This is a genomic window from Pedobacter sp. GR22-10 (assembly GCF_026239715.1).
In the GTDB taxonomy this organism is placed as follows: Bacteria; Bacteroidota; Bacteroidia; order Sphingobacteriales; family Sphingobacteriaceae; genus Pedobacter.
On sequence record NZ_JAPIVR010000003.1, the window covers coordinates 270,687 to 290,052 of the forward strand.

General features: G+C 37.4%; 21 protein-coding genes. 7 read left to right on the top strand and 14 right to left on the bottom strand.

The features are described from left to right. Positions 1-145: 145 nt before the first annotated feature. Entirely contained in the window at positions 146-823 is a 678-nt protein-coding gene (locus tag OQX64_RS13845; RefSeq protein ID WP_172406424.1) for an OmpA family protein, read from the top strand. Between the two features lie 77 nt (positions 824-900). On the opposite strand, the gene OQX64_RS13850 is transcribed toward OQX64_RS13845, so the two are convergent. Then, the gene (locus tag OQX64_RS13850) at positions 901-1,143 is read right to left on the bottom strand and encodes a DUF6814 family protein (RefSeq protein ID WP_265819229.1); all 243 of its coding nucleotides are present in this window, start codon (positions 1,141-1,143) and stop codon (positions 901-903) included. 1 nt (position 1,144) lies between these two features. Next, positions 1,145-2,665 (bottom strand): MFS transporter, encoded by a 1,521-nt coding sequence (locus tag OQX64_RS13855; RefSeq protein ID WP_265819230.1) that lies wholly within the window; start codon positions 2,663-2,665, stop codon positions 1,145-1,147. A 122-nt stretch (positions 2,666-2,787) separates the two neighbouring features. On the opposite strand from OQX64_RS13855, the gene OQX64_RS13860 reads away from it, so the two are divergent. Then, positions 2,788-3,678, top strand: coding sequence for a bestrophin family protein (locus OQX64_RS13860; RefSeq protein WP_088299735.1), 891 nt, complete (start codon positions 2,788-2,790; stop codon positions 3,676-3,678). Positions 3,679-3,739: 61 nt separating this feature from the next. Here the strand turns inward: OQX64_RS13860 and OQX64_RS13865 are convergent, their stop codons facing one another. The 5 genes from OQX64_RS13865 to OQX64_RS13885 all read right to left on the bottom strand — a co-directional run bounded on the left by OQX64_RS13865 (position 3,740) and on the right by OQX64_RS13885 (position 8,644). Then, positions 3,740-4,516, bottom strand: a complete 777-nt coding sequence (locus OQX64_RS13865; RefSeq protein WP_265819231.1) for a TerC family protein — start codon at positions 4,514-4,516, stop codon at positions 3,740-3,742. Positions 4,517-4,650: 134 nt separating this feature from the next. Next, positions 4,651-6,018: a S41 family peptidase gene (locus tag OQX64_RS13870; protein WP_265819232.1), complete on the bottom strand. Its 1,368-nt coding sequence runs from the start codon at positions 6,016-6,018 to the stop codon at positions 4,651-4,653. 133 nt (positions 6,019-6,151) lie between these two features. After that, entirely contained in the window at positions 6,152-7,441 is a 1,290-nt protein-coding gene (locus OQX64_RS13875) for a hypothetical protein (RefSeq protein ID WP_265819233.1), read from the bottom strand. A gap of 125 nt (positions 7,442-7,566) precedes the next feature. Further along, on the bottom strand, positions 7,567-8,094 hold the full coding sequence (locus OQX64_RS13880; RefSeq protein ID WP_265819234.1) for a hypothetical protein: 528 nt from the start codon (positions 8,092-8,094) through the stop codon (positions 7,567-7,569). Next, positions 8,087-8,644, bottom strand: coding sequence for an RNA polymerase sigma factor (locus OQX64_RS13885; RefSeq protein WP_172406425.1), 558 nt, complete (start codon positions 8,642-8,644; stop codon positions 8,087-8,089). The genes OQX64_RS13880 and OQX64_RS13885 overlap by 8 nt, the downstream gene beginning before the upstream one ends. A gap of 199 nt (positions 8,645-8,843) precedes the next feature. Between OQX64_RS13885 and OQX64_RS13890 the strand changes: the two genes are divergently transcribed. The 4 genes from OQX64_RS13890 (at position 8,844) to aspS (ending at position 12,053) form a co-directional block, all read left to right on the top strand. After that, positions 8,844-9,245, top strand: a complete 402-nt coding sequence (locus OQX64_RS13890) for a hypothetical protein (protein WP_265819235.1) — start codon at positions 8,844-8,846, stop codon at positions 9,243-9,245. 77 nt (positions 9,246-9,322) lie between these two features. Beyond that, the gene (locus OQX64_RS13895; protein ID WP_088299740.1) at positions 9,323-9,547 is read left to right on the top strand and encodes a DUF2798 domain-containing protein; all 225 of its coding nucleotides are present in this window, start codon (positions 9,323-9,325) and stop codon (positions 9,545-9,547) included. A gap of 15 nt (positions 9,548-9,562) precedes the next feature. Continuing rightward, complete coding sequence (locus tag OQX64_RS13900; RefSeq protein ID WP_265819236.1) at positions 9,563-10,132, top strand: Crp/Fnr family transcriptional regulator; 570 nt, start codon at positions 9,563-9,565, stop codon at positions 10,130-10,132. 175 nt (positions 10,133-10,307) lie between these two features. Then, positions 10,308-12,053 carry an aspartate--tRNA ligase gene (gene aspS / locus OQX64_RS13905; RefSeq protein WP_088299742.1) on the top strand — a complete coding sequence of 582 codons (1,746 nt, stop codon included), beginning with the start codon at positions 10,308-10,310 and terminating at the stop codon, positions 12,051-12,053. Between the two features lie 324 nt (positions 12,054-12,377). Here aspS and OQX64_RS13910 read toward each other — a convergent pair whose 3' ends face one another. From OQX64_RS13910 to OQX64_RS13940, 7 genes are all read right to left on the bottom strand, one after another. Further along, complete coding sequence (locus OQX64_RS13910) at positions 12,378-12,815, bottom strand: hypothetical protein (RefSeq protein WP_088299743.1); 438 nt, start codon at positions 12,813-12,815, stop codon at positions 12,378-12,380. Beyond that, positions 12,802-13,182, bottom strand: a complete 381-nt coding sequence (locus tag OQX64_RS13915) for a phage holin family protein (RefSeq protein WP_088299744.1) — start codon at positions 13,180-13,182, stop codon at positions 12,802-12,804. Before OQX64_RS13915 ends, OQX64_RS13910 begins: the two co-directional genes overlap by 14 nt. A 55-nt stretch (positions 13,183-13,237) precedes the next feature. Further along, the gene (locus tag OQX64_RS13920; protein WP_088299745.1) at positions 13,238-13,504 is read right to left on the bottom strand and encodes a YtxH domain-containing protein; all 267 of its coding nucleotides are present in this window, start codon (positions 13,502-13,504) and stop codon (positions 13,238-13,240) included. Between the two features lie 71 nt (positions 13,505-13,575). Beyond that, on the bottom strand, positions 13,576-14,625 hold the full coding sequence (locus OQX64_RS13925) for an AI-2E family transporter (protein WP_265819237.1): 1,050 nt from the start codon (positions 14,623-14,625) through the stop codon (positions 13,576-13,578). A 49-nt stretch (positions 14,626-14,674) separates the two neighbouring features. After that, entirely contained in the window at positions 14,675-16,087 is a 1,413-nt protein-coding gene (locus OQX64_RS13930; RefSeq protein WP_265819238.1) for a sigma-54-dependent transcriptional regulator, read from the bottom strand. A 131-nt stretch (positions 16,088-16,218) separates the two neighbouring features. Beyond that, positions 16,219-16,998, bottom strand: coding sequence for an enoyl-CoA hydratase-related protein (locus OQX64_RS13935; RefSeq protein ID WP_265819239.1), 780 nt, complete (start codon positions 16,996-16,998; stop codon positions 16,219-16,221). 3 nt (positions 16,999-17,001) lie between these two features. Further along, positions 17,002-17,421, bottom strand: coding sequence for a cobalamin B12-binding domain-containing protein (locus tag OQX64_RS13940; RefSeq protein ID WP_088299749.1), 420 nt, complete (start codon positions 17,419-17,421; stop codon positions 17,002-17,004). A 288-nt stretch (positions 17,422-17,709) separates the two neighbouring features. Here OQX64_RS13940 and OQX64_RS13945 point away from each other — a divergent pair, with 288 nt between their 5' ends. Then, the gene (locus OQX64_RS13945; protein WP_088299750.1) at positions 17,710-19,365 is read left to right on the top strand and encodes a glutamine--tRNA ligase/YqeY domain fusion protein; all 1,656 of its coding nucleotides are present in this window, start codon (positions 17,710-17,712) and stop codon (positions 19,363-19,365) included. Position 19,366: the final 1 nt, after the last annotated feature.

Here is a 19,366-nt window from a genome sequence, read left to right on the forward strand (position 1 = left end):
TGAATGACAATTTGATTGGGCATACTAAATCATAACATGTTATTCTTTTTAACCTTTAAATGTGTAAAACTCACGAAATTTTATTTAAATGATTTTTTGGCATCGTGTTTGAATATCAATATTCAGAATTTAAATATAAATAATCATGAGTATCTCAAAAGTAAGAATAGCAACATTAAGCATAGGATTAGCAGTAGGATCAATCGCATTTCAAAGTTGTGATAGTTTAACCAAAACACAGAAAGGTGCTGGTATTGGTGCAGCAGCAGGCGGTGTTGTGGGTGCGTTAATTGGAAAGAAAGCAGGTAATACCGCTGTAGGTGCATTAATTGGTGGTGCTATTGGTGGTACTGCAGGTGCATTTATTGGTCGCAGAATGGACAGACAAGCGGCTGAAATTCAAAAAGCAATACCGAATGCAGAGGTTATCCGTGAAGGTGAAGGTATTATTGTAAAATTTGACAGTGGTATTTTATTTGATTTTGATAAAACAGCATTAAAAGACGCTGCTAAAACAAACGTTCAGAGTTTAGCTGCATCATTAAATCAATACCCTGATACTGATATTAAAATCATCGGACATACAGATAGCAAAGGTACTGAAACTTACAATCAGGGATTATCAGAAAGAAGAGCTGCAGCAGTTAAAGCTTATGCCGTTTCTCAGGGTGTTCCATCTTCAAGACTGGTAACTATTGGTAAAGGTTTTTCTGAGCCAATTGCTGACAATGAAACAGAAGCCGGCCGTGCAGCAAATCGTCGTGTGGAGATTGTAATCGTTGCAAATGATTCATTAAAACAAACGGCTCAAAAACAAGGATAATAAGCAATTACCCTCTACCTATGAGGTCTTCATATATCCACCCCGATGCCAAAAAGCATCGGGGTTTTTTATTTCCCTTAATCAGGGTTTTCCAACTGATCATATTCACCTTTCCAGGCATAAAAGCCAAAAACCACCAAACCTAAACTAATCGGAAAAAAGATAAACAGAATGATCCCCCATTGCAAAATGGTATTCATTCTTTCTATATCACTATTTGCCAATCCAACTTTATCAATGGCCTGCAAAAACAGGAATGCCATGGCCAACGGGCCTAAAGCTATCCATATGATTCCTAATAATTTCTTTAACCTGTTCATATTAATCGTTTATGCTTTCATCCTTCTTGTTAGATAAATAAACTGTTCCTATAATTAAACTCAGCGTGGCAATTCCGATAGGATACCACAAACCGGAGAGCGGTGTGGAGCCAGAAAAACTGGCTATTAAAGTGGCAATAAATGGCACTAAACCTCCAAATACGCCATTACCAATGTGGTATGGGAGCGACATGGAAGTGTACCTGATTTTGGTTGGAAAGAGTTCAACCAGAAATGCGGCAATAGGGCCATACACCATCGTAACCAGTAAAATCTGAAAGAAAATAAGTCCGACAAACTTCCAGAAGATGGATGTTGGTAAAATTTTATCTTTAATGATTTCTTTTCCTGTAAGAATTCCTGAAGTCTTTGAAATTGTATCTGCCTGAACACGGTTAAAAGATGCACCATTAGAGAGTAAAACTTTAGTGGTAGCCGTATAAAGACTATCAGGTGTTCCGTCAATTAACTCACGTTTAACCGAAGGCTTGCTGTAGTTTGCCAAACTTAAATCCATTTTGGAAGTATCCGTATCATCTAAAAAGGTTTGATAAATAGGCCGGTAAAAAATAATCCCAAGCAGCATTCCACCCAGCATAATCCACTTCCGACCCACCCGGTCGCTCCAGGCACCAAAAATTACAAAAAAGGGTGTGGCAAAAGCAATGCCCCATAGCAAAATATATCTTGAATCATTAAAATCAAGCTTGCAGGTATTTTCCAGAAAAGATTGAGCATAAAACTGCCCCGTGTACCAGATCACTCCCTGCCCCATAGTTGCTCCAAATAAAGCCAGTAAGACCATTTTAAAGTTGGCTTTGTTATTAAAACTTTCTTTCAGTGGGTTCTTAGATACATTTCCTTCTGCTTTTAATTTAGAAAACATGGGCGATTCATGCATTTTCATCCGGATATAGATGGATACCACTACCAGTAAAATCGATAATAAAAAAGGAATCCGCCAGCCCCAATCGGCAAAAGTATCAGCCCCTAAAACATTTTTGGTCATTACAATAATGCCCAGAGAAAGAAATAAGCCCAATGTTGCAGTAGTTTGAATCCAGCTGGTGAAGAATCCCCGCTTATTTTTCGGAGCATGTTCAGCCACGTACGTTGCTGCACCACCGTATTCCCCGCCAAGTGCCAACCCCTGGATTAACCTCAACACCAATACTAAAACCGGAGCAGCATAACCAATGCTTTTATAAGAAGGTACTAAACCAATTAGAAAGGTTGAGCCCCCCATGAGGACCAATGTCAGTAGAAAAGTATATTTCCTGCCTATTAGATCACCCAGCCGCCCAAAAACCAAAGCACCAAACGGACGGACAATAAAACCCGCAGCAAAAATAGCAAGCGTATTGATCAGTGCTGAAGCGCCGGCATCTTTTGGAAAAAGCTGATCGCCAATAATGACAGCTAAACTGCCGAAAATATAAAAATCATACCATTCAATTAATGTGCCCAGTGAAGAGGCACCTATCACTTTAAAAATACTATTCTTAGGTAATGCTTCGCTCATAAACAGAATATTTGGTTTCCGAATATAAACATTTGAGTGGTAAAAAGATTAGTGATGATTTAAATTAGAATAGTAAAGCATTTTGGCCATAGTTTTGTACTTTCATACCGAAAATCATATATATGCTTTTAATACAAAATATCAGACTCAGTAGAATTTTAAGAAATACATGGCAGGTTGACCTCATTATGATTGCCTCCTGCACTGCGGCTTATCTCATTCGTGAATATTTAATTGCGCATCATTTTGAAATTCCTTCCATTATTCCTACCGTTTTAGGTACGGCAATTGCTTTTTTTATCGGCTTTAATAATAACCAGGCTTATGACAGATGGTGGGAAGCCAGAAAAATATGGGGTGCTATCGTAAATGATTCCCGCTCTTATGCAAGGGCCTTGATTAATTATGTAGATGATGATGAAGCAAGTACCAAAAGGATTATTTTCAGGCATATTGCTTTTCTTTATGCGCTTAAAGCGAGCTTACGTAGTACTGTAGATGAAATTTACATTAAATATTTACCTCCTGAAGAACTGATTGAAGTTCGCAAACATTCAAATGTGCACAATGCAATACTAAATATCCAGTCGAGAGAATTACAAAAACTGTCTAAAGAAAATAAAATTGACGGCTTCAGGTTTATTGAGATCAATGAAATGCTGGTTCGATTTTCAGATTCAATGGGCATGAGTGAGCGGATTAAAAACACTATTTTCCCTACCACCTACACTTATTTGACTAAAGTGTTTATCTGGCTTTTCGTGGTTACCTTTACACTGGTAATTAGCCAGTCTGCCGGGCCAGCTTCTATCTTTTTAGGCTGGTTAATTGGTTTTGTTTTCGTTTCTACTCAGATTAATGGAATGAGCCTGGTAGATCCTTTTGAAAATAATTCTGCAGGAATTCCATTGAATCAAATCACCAGAACAATTGAAATTAATCTGCTGCAAATGCTGGAAGAAACTGATATTCCAGACCCTATAAAACCAATTAATGAAGAATATGTGCTGTAAGATTTATTCTTAAAAAGATATAGACTTTAAACTAAAGTTGAGAAGTTCAATGGTGATTTCACTATTTCTTTGGCATATTTCTGAGTTCAACCGGTTTCTTCGTATTCTTTTTCATCTTGAGGTTAAGCATTTCCACTAGGACTGAAAAGGCCATTGCAAAATACACATAACCCTTAGGAATATGCTGATCAAGTCCTTCTGCAAGAAGCGAAACCCCAATTAAAAGTAAGAAAGAAAGGGCAAGCATTTTAACTGTTGGATGGTTATTCACAAACTCACTGATTTTACCGGCAGAAAACATCATGATAATTACGGCGATGACTACGGCTGCAATCATAATTTCAATATGTTCTGCCATCCCCACTGCAGTGATTACAGAATCTAATGAAAAAACAATATCTAAGACGAGGATCTGAACAATGGTTGCCCAGAACGAATGTACTTTTGTTTTCCCTTCCTCGTCTTCTTCACCTTCCAGTTTGTGATGAATTTCGTGCGTACTTTTATAAATCAGGAACAATCCGCCAATAATTAAAATCAAATCACGGCCTGAAATGGCCAGCTTTTCATACCATTCCCCACCATCAATACCAACCCAGCTTCCGATATTAAACAAAGGAGAAGTAAGCGTCATGATCCAGCTAAGCGACAGGAGCAACATTACCCTCGTAATCATGGCCAGACCTAAGCCAAGCTGACGGGCTTTTTTCTGCTGGTTTTGAGGTAACTTGCCTGAAAGGATGGAAATAAAGACGATGTTATCAATGCCCAGAACAATTTCCAGAAGAGTTAAGGTTAAAAGTGAGATCCAGGCTTCCGGAGTACTTAAGAAATCCATATGTTTTTTATCTGATAAGGCGAAGATAAATAAATCAACCACCTTATATGGAACAGATGATGTGATATTTTAGTTTTGATCTGCCTGACGAAGATTTTTGATCTCTGCTTAGTCGCTAATTTTATTCTTTAGAATTATTTTAGCTTCTTGCTCAAAAAATCTATTGCTTTTTTCAGCGCAGGATCATTGTTATTGATTAAATCTTCCACCTTTGGTACAACCTCAATATCAGGTTTAACGCCATAGCCCACAAATTCGCGTCCGTCAGGATAGGTGTCTTTTTTGGTACATACCCTCACCACTGCCCCACCTTGAAGATCGAAAAGAAAAGGCTGCCCTGTACTACCACAAGAATTCTGACCAATTTTAGTCATGTGTTTCTGGTTATCCGCATAAATCAGAAAATCTTCAGCAGCTGATGCGGTATTGTGCCCAATCAATAGCACGGTAGGAACAACTATTCGTTTTGCCGAAAGGTCATTTTTAAGCGGATAATAATCAAAATTATAAAAATAATTATCCTGATAGGTGAGTAGCGCTTTTGCATTCCATGAATTATTCACCGTATCTTTAGCCGTTGTGTATTTACCCCAGGCTTTAAAAGCAGAATTTAATTGCCTGGTAGAATATCGTGAGCCATATAACAAACTATCATTGGTCAGGTATTTCAGGATATAGCTTCCAATACCTGTGGTTCCGCCCCCATTGCTTCTTAAATCTAAAATCAGGGCTTTTGCCTTGTAAAGTTCTGGCAGTTTAGCCACAAACATAGAATCGATTTTCTCGTCGGTAAAAGAGTTTAACGCTATGTAGGCAATTCCTTTGGTTTCCCATTTAAAACTAAACAATTTCCCTTCAGAGGGAAAAGCTGGAAAAACTTCGGTTTCCGTAGTTTGTTGATGCGTTAGGGTAAATGACAATACCTTTCCTTTCGGAGTTTTAATTTTAATTTTAAACTGCGTACCATCCAGCCCCTGCAATAAGGTGCTTATACTGATATCCTGAAGTCCATAATCCGTTGATGAGGAAATATACGGGGTAATATTTTCAGAAATATATGCAGCCGTAGGCTTGCCGTTTACTTCAATGACCTCACTCCCTATCGGAATCTCCTCTTTCTTACTGAGGTTAACACGGGTAACAATTGCTTTACCAGCCATGTTTTCTATGAACAGCCTGTAATCACCAAACTTCGTATTTAAAGGTTCGAAATCACGTCCGGCAGGCATATAAAGATCAGTATGTCCATCTTTCAGCATGGCCAAAAAACGTTGTAGCTCACGATAATATTCGTAATCGCTTTTGGTTTCAGGAATGGTATTGATTAATACTTTATAAGTACTATCCCATTTAATGCGGTCAACTTTATTGAGGTAAACAAAGTTATAATTTACCTCTTGCCACAATTTCGATAACCCATAAATTTTATCCGCTTTACTAAGTTTATTTGATTGTGCAAAACTCAGCAAGGGCATAAGCATTAAAAGGAAAAATTTTTTCATGAAATTAAAAAGTAAACAGCTATTGAAATTATGCTTAATTTATCTCCTTTAATTTACTAAACTAGTTATTATTAAAACAATAAGCCTTCCCAAATGCGGAAAGGCCTGTTTAGCTCATCTAGCCTGTAAATTCTTATTTAAAAGTAACCGAACCGTAGCTGGTTTTAATATTTACATTTCCAGTGCTACCATTCCCGATTTTACCGGAATATCGCTTGTCCTCATCATCTTTGCTGGTTAATGAAGCGGATACATTTGATCCGAATTTAAAGCCGGCATAAGAAGTAGACACATTAAAGTTCCCGTTATATCGCTCTGCAAACCCCAAACCAACGCCAACATATTCACCGGCAAAGGTAAAGCTTTTGCAGGCAGGCGTAATTTCATTCACATTTAAACGGTTATAATCCATTTTAATATTGGCATCACCGTTAACCGAACCCAAAGTGACATTTGAATATTCAGCATCCACTGCAATTTTACCTGCTGATGCGATGGTCAGGTCTGCATATGCTTGTTTAGCTACCATATTTCCCCTGATGGTATTAATGTTCACCTTGGCGTATTCTGTATTTAACAATAAATTCCCCCCAATGGTACCCACGTTTAAGCCTTTACCATATTGAATGCTCAAATCAGCAGACCTGCGGATGGTATTGATATTAACGCCGACATACTCTGCATCCAATTCTAAAGTCCCTGCGCTGCCAATATTCACGGGGCCATTATAACTGTGCTTAACTACGCCCGCATTTAATTCCCGGATATCGCATTTACCATATTGTACATTAATATAATTGTTGCTGTTGTTCAGGCTGCCCACAAGTAAATTACCATATTGCACTTTTAAAGAGGTTGGGCCAGTAAAGTTGCCTACTTCCACATTACCATACTGTTGAATAAGCTGAAGTGAATTTGCGGCAGGCATGTAAACCACATAGTTGATTTTAACTTCTCTGCGCCAGCTGGTGACACCATTTCTCGTTCCCCGGCCATAACGGCCATCTCTTTCACTCATATTGGTTTTAACTGTAACCATATCTCCATTTTTGCTGGCATCAATGGTAACGGCATCAATCATTTTTTGCGCATCCCCATCAGAATTGCTGAAAGCCCTAATATCTACATCTACCTTAACCTCTTTTTTATCCCAGGTTTTAATGGTAATGGTACCGTATTGGTTATTCAGGTTTACTTTATCATTGATATCGACATTGAAACTTTTACTGAAAGATTTAAACTTTTCAGTATCGCCGCCCTGCTCATCCTGTTTTAAAGACACAGTAGCATTAACATTGGCGGGAGTGGAAACCTTTGAATTTACCACATAGCTTTCAGTGGGTAACTGCATCACAACAGTTTCCTGTGCATCACTTTTAACGGCAAAGAGCGCCATCAAGGCTAATAATATTTTTATTTTCATGATGTTTATTATAAATAATGGCCTAAACCTGCCGGCGGACTAAAACCATCATATGTTATATTTAATAACAGGTATCAAATGAGCAATGCACCCATTTTATACTTGAATTTCGAATTGTCTTTTACCTAAATCTGATTTACTTTTTTATAGTCGTCTACCTGGTTGATGATCAGGAGTTGCTGTTTTAACAATTGCAATTGAATTTCGCGATTTTTAACCATGGCCTTCACTACAAACGTTTGATTAGGAGAAGCAGGAAGTTCATTTTTTAACCGTTCATATTCCTCATCCAGTTTCTTTAAATCTGCCGTAAATTTTTTATATAACTCCGGATTTGCAGCAGCAAAAATTGCCAGACTATCTTTCTTCTCTACAATCAGACCTGCAAACTGAACTTCTTTCTTTGCATAAACAGTATTTACATCAGCGATTTCTATTTCGCCGCTTTGCATCTTTCCTGCGTAGAACCAGCCTAAACTGAAAACAACTACTATTGCTGCTGCTACACTTATCCATAAGTATAGCTTTACCGGCTTTTTTTCTTTTTTCTGATCCAGTTTTTGTTCAATTTTTGCCCAAAGTGCCGGCGATGGTTCCATCATATCGAAAGATCTCCGGTTCTCTTTAACAAAAGTTTCTAATCTATTATTCATCTCTCATCCCTTTCAGTTCTAATATGCTTTTTAATTTCTTTTTTGCCCTCATGTATTGCGTGCGACTGGTATTTTCACTAATTTTTAAAATATGTGATATTTCTTCATGATCATAGCCTTCTAACAGGTATAGACTTAAAACCACCCTGTAACCATCTGGCAATTCAGTAATTGCTTTTCTAACCTCTTCAACTTGTAAACGGATATCATAATCGTCGAAACTGATTTCATCAGGCACTTCAGACACCTCATCAGTGCTCACAAATTCCATTTTACGTTTTCGCAGATAATTAATGGATTTGTTAATCACGATCTGTTTCAGCCATAAACCAAATGTTGTTTCCTGTCTAAAATCAACAATCCTGGTAAAGGCATCCAAAAAGGATTCCTGTAAAACATCTTCAGCCTCTTCTTCGTAATTTAAAATCCGCAAGGCTACATTATACATCGCTTTCGCATACAGTTTGTATAAATCAAACTGTGCTGCACGGCTGCCCTGCATGCATGCTTTTACCAATTCCAGGTTTTTATCGATATATACCGTTTCCAAAATTTCGAAGATTCTGATGATAAGACATAAGGGAATTTAAAACGTTGCATCAATGTATAAAAAAGTTTAAATAAACCTTGCACCTGTAAACTTTAATAAAAACCATCAAATCTTTTACGCACTTTATCTGTTAATTCCGAAAGAGGATCACCCCTCATTATTATTTTTAAAGCTTCATGCAAACTTTTAACTTCATGCCATGGAAATTGATTTAATCTTAAACGAACTGGATACTGTACACCAAAAAGCTAATCTGGCTTTTGAAAGAAAAGATATTAGCCTATACATGAGCCAATTTGATGATGGCATACAATACAGCAATGCCGATGCCACCGTGTATGACAGAAAAGAACTGGTTTACCAAACCGAAAAGTATTTTAAAAAAACAAAAGAGATTTCTACCACACACTATCGGCTAAGATCATCCATTGATGGTGAAATAGTATCCGAAAAGATTGCCAGGAAAACAGTTGTTCAAGTGAAAGGAATAGTCTTCTCTAAAAAACAAACCATCCAAACAGAGGAAATTTTCCAATGGAAGAATATGGGGGGCAACTGGAAAGTAATAGCCGTACAGGTAATCCTGGAAGAGAAATATTAGCCCATTTCTATTTATTGACTTACATCATAGTTTAGCTTTTTTTATCCCTGCATCTTTGTCTTAAAAACAAAATTCATATGAAAAAAGCATATTTTAAATACCTCAACACACTACTGGTAGTCATCCCAATGACCTTAATTATGGCATTTGTAGGACTGATGCGGAACTATGGTTTTGGTGAAGATTGGTTCATTAAATTTTTAAAGGCCTGGAGCGTGATGTTACCTGTATCATATCTTTCTGCCTTTATCATTATTCCTATTGCCCGTAAATTAGCAGAGAAAATTGCGTCAAAAAACTAATTCGCTATTAAAATAATGTACCAACAGCTTTCAAATTATATCAGCCATCGTATTGAAATTAGTGAACATGATCTGAAAACTGTTTTATCGTTTTTTACTATATCAAAAGTAAAGCGGAATGAACACTTGGTAAGTCCAGGTCAAATTAGCAATAAAATATATTTTGTAACCAAGGGTTGCCTGCGAATCTATTTTTTAAATGAAAAAGGAAGTGAAGCAACCAGGCTCTTTGCTTTCGAAGATCAATTTGTAACAGCTTTGGTTAGTTTTGTTACCGAAGCGAAGTCTTTGGAATTTGTTCAGGCTACAGAAAGCACCACATTGCTGAGCATAAATAAAACCGACTTCTATAACCTTTTAACAATTGTTCCACATTGGGAAAAACTATATCGTCATTATCTGGAGTATGCCTATGTAACCAACACCAACCGTTTAATGTCATTTATCACATCAGATGTTACGGAAAGGTATCAGCAATTACTTCATCAACATCCAATCATTGTGAAAAGACTGTCAAATAAAATGATTGCATCATACCTGAACATCTCGCCGGAAACACTGAGCAGATTAAAGTCTAAGGGTTAATGCCTTTTTATGAATGATTAAATTCTGAATAAGGCAATGGTTATTAAATTTGATATTTTCCTGTTTAAGAAACTATTCACCTTAAACTGCTTAAGTAGCTAAAAAACCTCGGCGCTTCTATTCCAAAGTTTAAAACTAATTCGGTATTTTTGCCGCTCAATTTAGATTACAATATATGTTAAGAACAGTAACTTGTGGTGCACTCACCCTTAATAACTTAGGCGAAAGTGTAACCTTGTGTGGTTGGGTACAAAAATCAAGAGATTTAGGTGGGATGACTTTTATAGACATCCGCGATCGTTATGGTATTACCCAGTTGGTTTTTAACATGGATGATAACCGCGAGTTATGCGAATCTGCACGTACCTTAGGCAGGGAGTTTGTGATTAAGGCTTCCGGTATTGTTGTTGAACGGAGCAACAAAAATCCTAAAATGCCTACTGGCGATGTAGAGATAAAAATCACGGCTTTAGAAATTTTAAATGCAGCTAAACTGCCTCCATTCATGATCGAAGATGATACTGATGGTGGTGATGAATTACGCATGAAATATCGCTACCTGGATTTGCGCCGTAACCCGGTTCGCAATAACCTGGTTTTACGCCATAAAATAGCGCAATCTGTTCGTCGCTACCTGGATGCTTTAGATTTTATTGAAGTGGAAACCCCTGTTTTAATTAAATCTACCCCAGAAGGTGCAAGAGATTTTGTGGTGCCAAGCCGTATGAATGAGGGTGAATTTTATGCTTTGCCTCAATCACCGCAAACTTTTAAGCAATTGCTGATGGTTTCAGGTTTCGACAGGTATTTCCAGATTGTAAAATGTTTCAGAGATGAAGATTTAAGGGCAGACCGTCAGCCAGAATTCACACAAATAGACTGTGAAATGTCTTTCATTGAACAGGAAGATATCTTAAATACTTTTGAGGGCTTAATCCGTACGCTTTTTAAAGAGGTACGCAATTATGATTTACCAGAGGTTCCAAGAATGCAGTATGCAGATGCTATGCGATTATATGGTTCTGATAAACCTGATACCCGTTTTGCCATGCAGTTTGTAGAACTGAATGATTTGGTGAAAGGCAAAGGCTTCCCGGTTTTTGACAATGCAGAATTGGTCGTTGGTATTAATGCCAAAGGGGCCGCAAACTATACTCGCAAGCAGTTAGATGAATTAACAGATTTTATCAAACGCCCGCAAATTGGTGCCACAGGACTTATTTATGCCCGTCATAACGAAGATGGAACCATAAAATCTTCTGTTGACAAGTTTTTCAATGAAGAAGATTTGAAACAGTGGAGCCAGGTATTTAAAACGGAAAAGGGTGACTTACTTTTAATTTTAGCAGGTTCTACAGATAAAGTGCGCAAACAATTGAACGAACTTCGTTTGGAAATGGGTAACCGTTTAGGGCTACGTGATAAAAATACATTTTCTGCGCTTTGGGTGTTGGATTTTCCTCTGTTAGAATGGGATGAAGAAACGGAACGCTATCATGCCATGCACCACCCTTTTACCTCTCCTAAGCCAGAAGACATTGCATTATTAGATACCGATCCAAAAAATGTACGTGCCAACGCCTATGATATGGTCATTAACGGAACTGAGGTTGGTGGCGGATCAATCAGGATTCATGACCGTACCCTTCAGGCACTAATGTTTAAACACTTAGGTTTCAGTGCAGAAGAAGCACAGAAACAATTTGGCTTCTTAATGGATGCCTTTGAATTTGGCGCACCGCCACACGGAGGTATTGCCTTTGGTTTTGATCGTTTAACATCCATTTTCGCTGGTTTGGACTCCATTCGTGATGTTATCGCTTTCCCTAAAAATAATTCGGGCAGGGATGTGATGATTGACAGTCCGAGTACTATTGATGAAAAACAATTAAAAGAGCTGAAAATTAAAACGGATTTATAAGGTTCATTAGTTCATGGGGCTAAAAATACTCCATAGCAGCCTTTTGTCTATCGGTGTGGTGCCCCACCAACTGAAATTAATGCCCATAAATGCATTAAATAAGATAAATTTAAGCTGTTAGGTGAGACACCAACCAGTAGGGTAAAATTAAAACTGATTTATAACGGTTCATCAGTTTAGTTGTTATTCGTTCATGGGGCTAAGCGCAGAAATACGAAATTACGAGCATAAACAAAAAACTCCTGATGAATCATCAGGAGTTTTTTGTTTATCTAATTTTTGCACCTCGTTAACTAATTAACGGATGATTAATAAATCATCAGACTAATATGTTTCGCTATCTGGCGGAATGCCATAATCAATAAACTTTTTTGCTTTCTTATCTTTTCTGCTGCCGAACCAGCCTTTAACCGAATTGTAAATTGCTGAAAGATGTTCTGCATCTAAAGATTTACCAACCTTACCAGAAACCAATCCGACTGCTGCTTTAGTTAAAAAGCCTGCACCCCTGAAAAGTGTCTTATTCATAAACATCGGCAGCAGCAAAGACATCGCTGTTCCGCTGATATTCAATTTCTCGTCAGCTTTGAAAAAATTATTCGGAGTAGCGTATTTTTTAATCAGTGCCCCAAAAGTAAATTGTTTTGCATAATTTTTTGAATCCGCAATAAGCAGGTTTTGTTTTAATGTATATTCTACCTTAAGCTCAAGCTTTTTGGCTTGCAAATCTTCCAGATTGCTGATATTTTTATAACTTCTCATCTTCTTCCTCCTTATCGGCAAGTTTGTTGAAATACTTACTAATTGCGATATTTATAATTGCCTTTTCGATGTATTTATCTTTAGTTAAATACACCACAACTGCAAGTAAAATATAAATTAATGAAACGCAGCCAAACCCTCCGGCATAACTATTTAAAACGCTAGATAAGAAGAGAGCCAATGTTACACTACCAAATAAGAATGCCAGAATAAAGCATACAATTACCACCGTATTGGTTACTAAATCGGCAAATATTTTAGATACCTTTTCCACGAGGTAAAGTCGGGTATATTCTACTCTTGCCTCTAAATAGCCTTTGGCATCATCGAAAATATCCTCGATACCTTTCTCTTTATTTTCTTGCATAGTTAAGATGAAATTTAACTGGGTGCCATAAAACACCCAGCTATTATTTTATTGCTTATGCGTGCTCTACGTCGTCACTATACTCCTCTTCAACACTTCTCAATTTGGTTTTAATTGAGGTCACGACTTTATCTTTCAGGCTGGACAGACTGTTAATTTCATCAGCAGCTTTATCTTTAATAGAATCGCCTAAATCTTTTAAAGACTGGCTTAATTTATCGCGGGTTTCGTCACCTTTATCAGGTGCAAATAAAATACCTAAGGCGGCACCGGCAGCTAATCCTGCTAAAAGGGCAACTACAACTTTTGAGTTATCATTCATAATTATGTATTTTAAGGGTTTAACGTTTACAATATAAGGATTACTATATTATTTAATTGTTAAGCTGTAATTTATAACTCATTATGCTCATTATTTGTTTTAATTCTTTCTAATCTTTCTGAGGCAAGCGTGCTCGTTTCATAAATTTTAATCAGCAATATAAAGTAAGATAGCAAAAGCGGCCCAAAAACGAGCCCCAGAATCCCAAATAATGGGATACCAATAATTACGCCAATTACGGTGATGATGGGATGAATGTTGCCTACTTTTTTAGCAATAACAAACCTTAGCACGTTATCAATATTTATAATCACCACGAAACCAAAAATCAGCATTGCCCAACCTTCAAAATTATGTCCGTTCACAATTTGAAGAATAGCAGCCGGAACAAATACTACCGGAGGGCCCAAAACAGGCACGAAAGAAATAAATGTAGTAATTACACCCCAGAAAACAGGATCCTGATAACCCAAAACATAAAAAGATAAACTGACAAGCGAACCCTGAACCAAACAAATCAGCCCCTGGCCAAGTACATTTGCATAAGTAGTATTTTTCATTTCATCGCCAAAACGAAGTGCATTCTGTTCTCTGAAAGGGGCATACTTAACCAGAGAGAATTCAAATTGCTTTCGTTCTATCAGCATAAAGTAAAGCAGGAAATACATCACCAGCAAACTCAATATGATATTTACTGCGCTTGAAATTAAAGACGGGAAAAGCTGTGTGGCCCAGTTACCCAGCCGGTTTAAACCTTCCTGAATTAAATTTTCATTAATTTTTAAAGGAAGCAGGTGCTGAATTTTAACCAGTAAATTTTTAAAGAAAATTTCATTACTCCTTAACTCTGAAATTTTACTGATCACCATACTGCTTAATGCATAAAAAGGCAATATAATCAGCACTATACTAATGGTAATGAGCATAATGGCCACAATACGCTTATTCCAGTTTTTTACTTCGGCCAGATAAATATATACCGGACGCATAATGGTGTATAAGACCAGTGTAGATAGTATGGCAGAAAATATATCTTTTAATGAATAGGCAATCAGCACACCAAGTGCTATGATGATCACAAGATTAATATTCTGACGCTGTTTATAAGAAAATACGGACATAATTTAGAAGCACTGCAACATTTAAATAGCAAAACCCTGCAATTTGTTTTTAGCGATCTTCAGTTTTAAAGGCTTCATTTAATTTAAGGCCTTTCATTTTATTATAGAGTGTCTTCCTGTCAATATTTAAAATTTGTGCTGCCTTGGTTTTATTAAAATTAACCTTTATTAAAGCATTTAGAATGGCATCATATTCTGCTTCCTTCGCTGCATTTTTTAAGGCTTTCGATGGATTAATCGCTTCAATACCATTTTTATGCTTTTCCTCACGACCAGTATAATTTGATAATTCCAATGGCAGAACATCAACCTGGATTTCGTTTCCATCAGTTAGCAGGGCTAATCTTCTGACTACATTTTTTAATTCGCGGATATTACCCGGCCAGCTATAATTCAGGAAGCATGTTTTTACTCCTTCAGAAAAACCTTTAATTTTTTTATTCAGCTCCAGGTTTGCGACCATTAAAAATTTAGCCGCAAAAATTAAAATGTCATTTCCACGCTCTTTAAGTGATGGCAGATGAATAGAATACTCATTAAAACGGTGAAATAAATCCTCTCTGAATGTTCCTTTATTAATGTTCAAAGCAATATTTTCATTGGTTGCTACGATAATACGAACATCGATATCAATTTCTTTTGTACTTCCGATGCGCTTCACTTTGCGTTCCTGAACGGCCCTTAACAGAACGGCTTGAATTTCATAGGACAAATTTCCAACTTCATCCAAAAACAAAGTACCTCCATTAGCCTGCTCAAAATGGCCAATTTTGGTAAACAAGGCTCCGGTATAGGCACCCTTTTCATGTCCGAAAAATTCGCTTCCTGCAAGTTCTTTCGTTAATGAACCACAATCCATAGCGATAAAAGGCTTATCTTTTCTTAAACTGTTGGAATGAATTGCTTTAGCTACACATTCTTTTCCGGTTCCACTTTTACCTGTTAAAATTATACTATAGGATGTTGGTGCAATCAAATGAATTTCCTTCAGCAGTTCGCAAGAGGCTTCGCTTTGGCCGCAAATAAAATCAACAGGATCTGTCTCGTATTCTGCAACATCTTTTGCATTAGCCTGCAATACAATTTCCTTTAAGCTTTTCTGACTTTCGAGTGCAGTATGAATAGCCGCTAAAATTTTATCAGGATACAGGGGTTTGGTAATATAGTCATATGCACCAAGTTTAATCAACTCTACGGCAAGTTTTACATCTGAATAACCGGTAATAATGATGACAATTGTGGATGGATGTTTATCCTTTACTTTAATTAAAATTTCACGCCCATCGGTATCATTAAGACGATAATCGCAGATAATCAAGTCGAACGTTTCCTGTGATAAAATCTCCATCGCAGCGGCACCCGATATAGCGTTTGACACTTCGAAACCATTCTTTGTTAAAAATTTAGACAGGAATAACCCTATACTTATTTCATCATCTACTATTAAAATCTTTTTATTCATGAGCGTTTACTAATTGTTTAGCTAAAAACCTCCAGATTAGCAGCAAGCATTCCTAAATAGAGCGATAATTTAGAAATTATAAAGATCAATGATTAATTAAAACAAACATATTTTAAGAGCAATTTACAATCCTAAATTCCCTTAAAGTGCGCTTTCCGCTTATCAATAAATGCAGAAACACCTTCTTTAAAGTCACTTGTTTCGAAACATTTCCCAAATTCTTCTATTTCAACGTCATAACCATTTAATTCATTAACACAAGTATTAACCGCTTTTATGGCAGCAGATACGGCCAATGGCGCGCGTTGTTTAATCAGGTTTAAAATTTCAGTTGCTTTATTCATCAAATCAGATGGATCGACTGTATGGTTTACCAAACCTATTTTCAGGGCTTCGTCTGCAGAGATCATACCAGCCGTGGTAATTAGTTCAATGGCTTTCCCCTTCCCAACCAGTTGGGTTAGCCTTTGTGTTCCACCATAACCCGGAATTAACCCCAGCGTAACTTCAGGTAAACCGAGTTTCGCATGTGAGGATGCAATGCGCATGTGGCAGGCCATGGCAAGTTCTAATCCGCCGCCCAAAGCAAAACCATTAATGGCTGCGATAAAAGGTTTTAGTGAATTTTCAATAGCATTAAAAACATCACGTTGCCCATTTCTCGCCAGTGCTTTCCCTTGTTCGGCATTGTACTCCGAAAATTCTTTAATATCGGCTCCGGCAACAAAAGCTTTTTCGCCTGCGCCCGTCAAAATCACACCTTTCACCTCTGCAGTTTCATTTGCAAATGAAACTACTTTTGCCAGTTCAGCTAGCGTTTCTTTGTTTAAGGCATTTAATGCCCTTTCGCGATTGATGGTCACATAAAGAATATTCTCTTTTATCTCTGATATTAAATGCTGATATGTCATAATTTAAAAATTTCTGTTTTCTGCTACCCAATTCTGAATGTATGCTACAATACTGGCCATGGTGGTTCCTGGCGGAAATAATTCTCCGACACCAATTTCCGCAAGTTTCATCCGGTCCGATTCAGGTATAATCCCCCCACCTGTTAACAAAACGTCGTCGAGCTGTTTTTCTTTCATAAAATGAATAATTTTTGGAAAGATGGTCATGTGTGCCCCAGAAAGTATAGATATGCCTATTGCATCCACATCTTCCTGCAATGCGGTATTTACAACCATTTCTGGGGTTTGCCGCAAGCCCGTATATATTACTTCCATCCCGGCATCGCGTAGTGATGTGGCAATTACCTTGGCACCTCTATCGTGCCCATCTAATCCAACCTTCGCGACTAAAACGCGTATTGGTCTGTTTAATACTTTGCTCATGGTAATATTAAATTGATGTAAATGTATTGATTTTTCTTTTATGTGAATAGAGAATAGGTAACGGGAAATCAATAATAAAAATAGATTTCCAGCCCATTCTCTATTTTTACGTTCCTGCCTATAGATGGGAAATGATGAAGAGCAAAGCAAGCTCCATTTATTTACCGTTTCCAACTCCCTATTCATTAAGTTACTACTTAATTCCCTATTTATACATTTTCTATTTTCTAATCATTACCTAAATACGCTCAATCTTTTTACCTTTGCATTCCTAATTTACAGCTTTTTATGAGTGAAGAAAAGTCATTGAACTTTATTGAAGAAATTGTTGAGAACGACCTAAACAGTGGTAAGTATAAAACTCTGGTAACGCGTTTTCCACCTGAACCCAATGGCTACTTACACATTGGCCATGCAAAAGCGATATGCCTGAACTTCGGACTAACACAAAAATACGGTGGTTACACTAATTTGCGTTTTGATGATACCAACCCGGTTACAGAAAAAACAGAGTATGTAAACAGCCAGCAGGAAGATATTAAATGGCTGGGCTTTAACTGGAAGAATGAACTGTATGCATCAGATTATTTTGATGAATTGTATGCTTTTGCAGTTAAGCTTATTGAAAAAGGACTGGCATATGCTGATGAAAGTTCAGCTGATGAGATTGCTGCCTTAAAAGGCACACCTACTGAACCCGGACAGGATAGCCCATACCGTAACCGCAGTATTGAAGAAAATTTAGACATTTTCACAAAAATGAAAAATGGTGAATTTGCTGATGGTGCATATATTTTACGGGCGAAGATAGATATGGCCAGCCCAAATATGTTGATGCGCGATCCAATTATTTACCGCATTAAACATGCTGAACATCACCGTACGGGCAGCAAGTGGTGCATTTACCCTATGTACGATTTTGCACACGGGCAAAGTGACAGTATTGAAAACATCACGCACTCCATTTGTACATTAGAATATGTTTCGCACCGTGAACTTTACGATTGGTTTATAGAGAAATTAGAAATTTTTCCATCTAAACAATATGAATTTGCACGTTTAAACCTTACCTCAACGGTAATGAGTAAACGCAAATTACTGCAACTGGTAAATGAAAACTTAGTTAACGGCTGGGATGATCCACGTATGCCAACCATTTCTGGTTTGCGCAGAAGAGGCTTTACGCCGAAAAGTGTCCGTGAATTTTGTGAACGAATAGGTATTGCCAAGCGTGAAAACCTGATAGAACTAAGCTTGCTGGAATTTTGCATCCGTGAGGATTTAAATAAAACGGCCAATCGTGTAATGGCCGTTTTAGATCCAATCAAACTGGTGATCACCAATTATGAAAAAGGAACTGAAGACTTAATCGGTGAAAATAATCCTGAAGCGGAAGATGGCGGTGGTACCCGCATTATTCCTTTCAGCAATGAACTCTGGATTGAGCGCGAAGATTTTATGGAAGTGCCTGCTAAAAAATGGTTCCGTTTGGCACCAGGAGCAATGGTGCGCTTAAAGTTTGCGTATATTGTCAAGTGTGAGGATTTTGTTAAAGACGAAAATGGCAATGTAACTGAAATTCACTGCACCTATATTCCGGAATCAAAAAGTGGAAATGATACCAGTGGCATCAATGTTAAGGGAACCATTCATTGGGTGAGTGTTCAACATGCTAAAACAGCAGAAATCAGATTATATGATCGCCTGTTTACTTCTGAAACACCAGATGCGGAAGAAGGTGATTTTAAGGATTACTTAAATCCGGAAAGCTTAACGGTTCTTCCAAATGCTTACATCGAGCCTGCTTTGGCTCATGCCGATTTAGATAGCCGTTATCAGTTTATCAGAAAAGGATATTTCTGTTTAGATAAAGATTCTACATCTGAAAAACTGGTTTTTAACCGGACGGTTACTTTGAAAGATACTTTTAAGAAACCTAAATAGT

Coding starts and splice junctions, on each gene's coding strand:
- OQX64_RS13845 (WP_172406424.1), top strand. CDS start 146: ATGAGTATCTCAAAAGTAAGAATAGCAACATTAAGCATAGGATTAGCA.
- OQX64_RS13850 (WP_265819229.1), bottom strand. CDS start 1,143: ATGAACAGGTTAAAGAAATTATTAGGAATCATATGGATAGCTTTAGGC.
- OQX64_RS13855 (WP_265819230.1), bottom strand. CDS start 2,665: ATGAGCGAAGCATTACCTAAGAATAGTATTTTTAAAGTGATAGGTGCC.
- OQX64_RS13860 (WP_088299735.1), top strand. CDS start 2,788: ATGCTTTTAATACAAAATATCAGACTCAGTAGAATTTTAAGAAATACA.
- OQX64_RS13865 (WP_265819231.1), bottom strand. CDS start 4,516: ATGGATTTCTTAAGTACTCCGGAAGCCTGGATCTCACTTTTAACCTTA.
- OQX64_RS13870 (WP_265819232.1), bottom strand. CDS start 6,018: ATGAAAAAATTTTTCCTTTTAATGCTTATGCCCTTGCTGAGTTTTGCA.
- OQX64_RS13875 (WP_265819233.1), bottom strand. CDS start 7,441: ATGAAAATAAAAATATTATTAGCCTTGATGGCGCTCTTTGCCGTTAAA.
- OQX64_RS13880 (WP_265819234.1), bottom strand. CDS start 8,094: ATGAATAATAGATTAGAAACTTTTGTTAAAGAGAACCGGAGATCTTTC.
- OQX64_RS13890 (WP_265819235.1), top strand. CDS start 8,844: ATGGAAATTGATTTAATCTTAAACGAACTGGATACTGTACACCAAAAA.
- OQX64_RS13895 (WP_088299740.1), top strand. CDS start 9,323: ATGAAAAAAGCATATTTTAAATACCTCAACACACTACTGGTAGTCATC.
- OQX64_RS13900 (WP_265819236.1), top strand. CDS start 9,563: ATGTACCAACAGCTTTCAAATTATATCAGCCATCGTATTGAAATTAGT.
- aspS (WP_088299742.1), top strand. CDS start 10,308: ATGTTAAGAACAGTAACTTGTGGTGCACTCACCCTTAATAACTTAGGC.
- OQX64_RS13910 (WP_088299743.1), bottom strand. CDS start 12,815: ATGAGAAGTTATAAAAATATCAGCAATCTGGAAGATTTGCAAGCCAAA.
- OQX64_RS13915 (WP_088299744.1), bottom strand. CDS start 13,182: ATGCAAGAAAATAAAGAGAAAGGTATCGAGGATATTTTCGATGATGCC.
- OQX64_RS13920 (WP_088299745.1), bottom strand. CDS start 13,504: ATGAATGATAACTCAAAAGTTGTAGTTGCCCTTTTAGCAGGATTAGCT.
- OQX64_RS13925 (WP_265819237.1), bottom strand. CDS start 14,625: ATGTCCGTATTTTCTTATAAACAGCGTCAGAATATTAATCTTGTGATC.
- OQX64_RS13930 (WP_265819238.1), bottom strand. CDS start 16,087: ATGAATAAAAAGATTTTAATAGTAGATGATGAAATAAGTATAGGGTTA.
- OQX64_RS13935 (WP_265819239.1), bottom strand. CDS start 16,998: ATGACATATCAGCATTTAATATCAGAGATAAAAGAGAATATTCTTTAT.
- OQX64_RS13940 (WP_088299749.1), bottom strand. CDS start 17,421: ATGAGCAAAGTATTAAACAGACCAATACGCGTTTTAGTCGCGAAGGTT.
- OQX64_RS13945 (WP_088299750.1), top strand. CDS start 17,710: ATGAGTGAAGAAAAGTCATTGAACTTTATTGAAGAAATTGTTGAGAAC.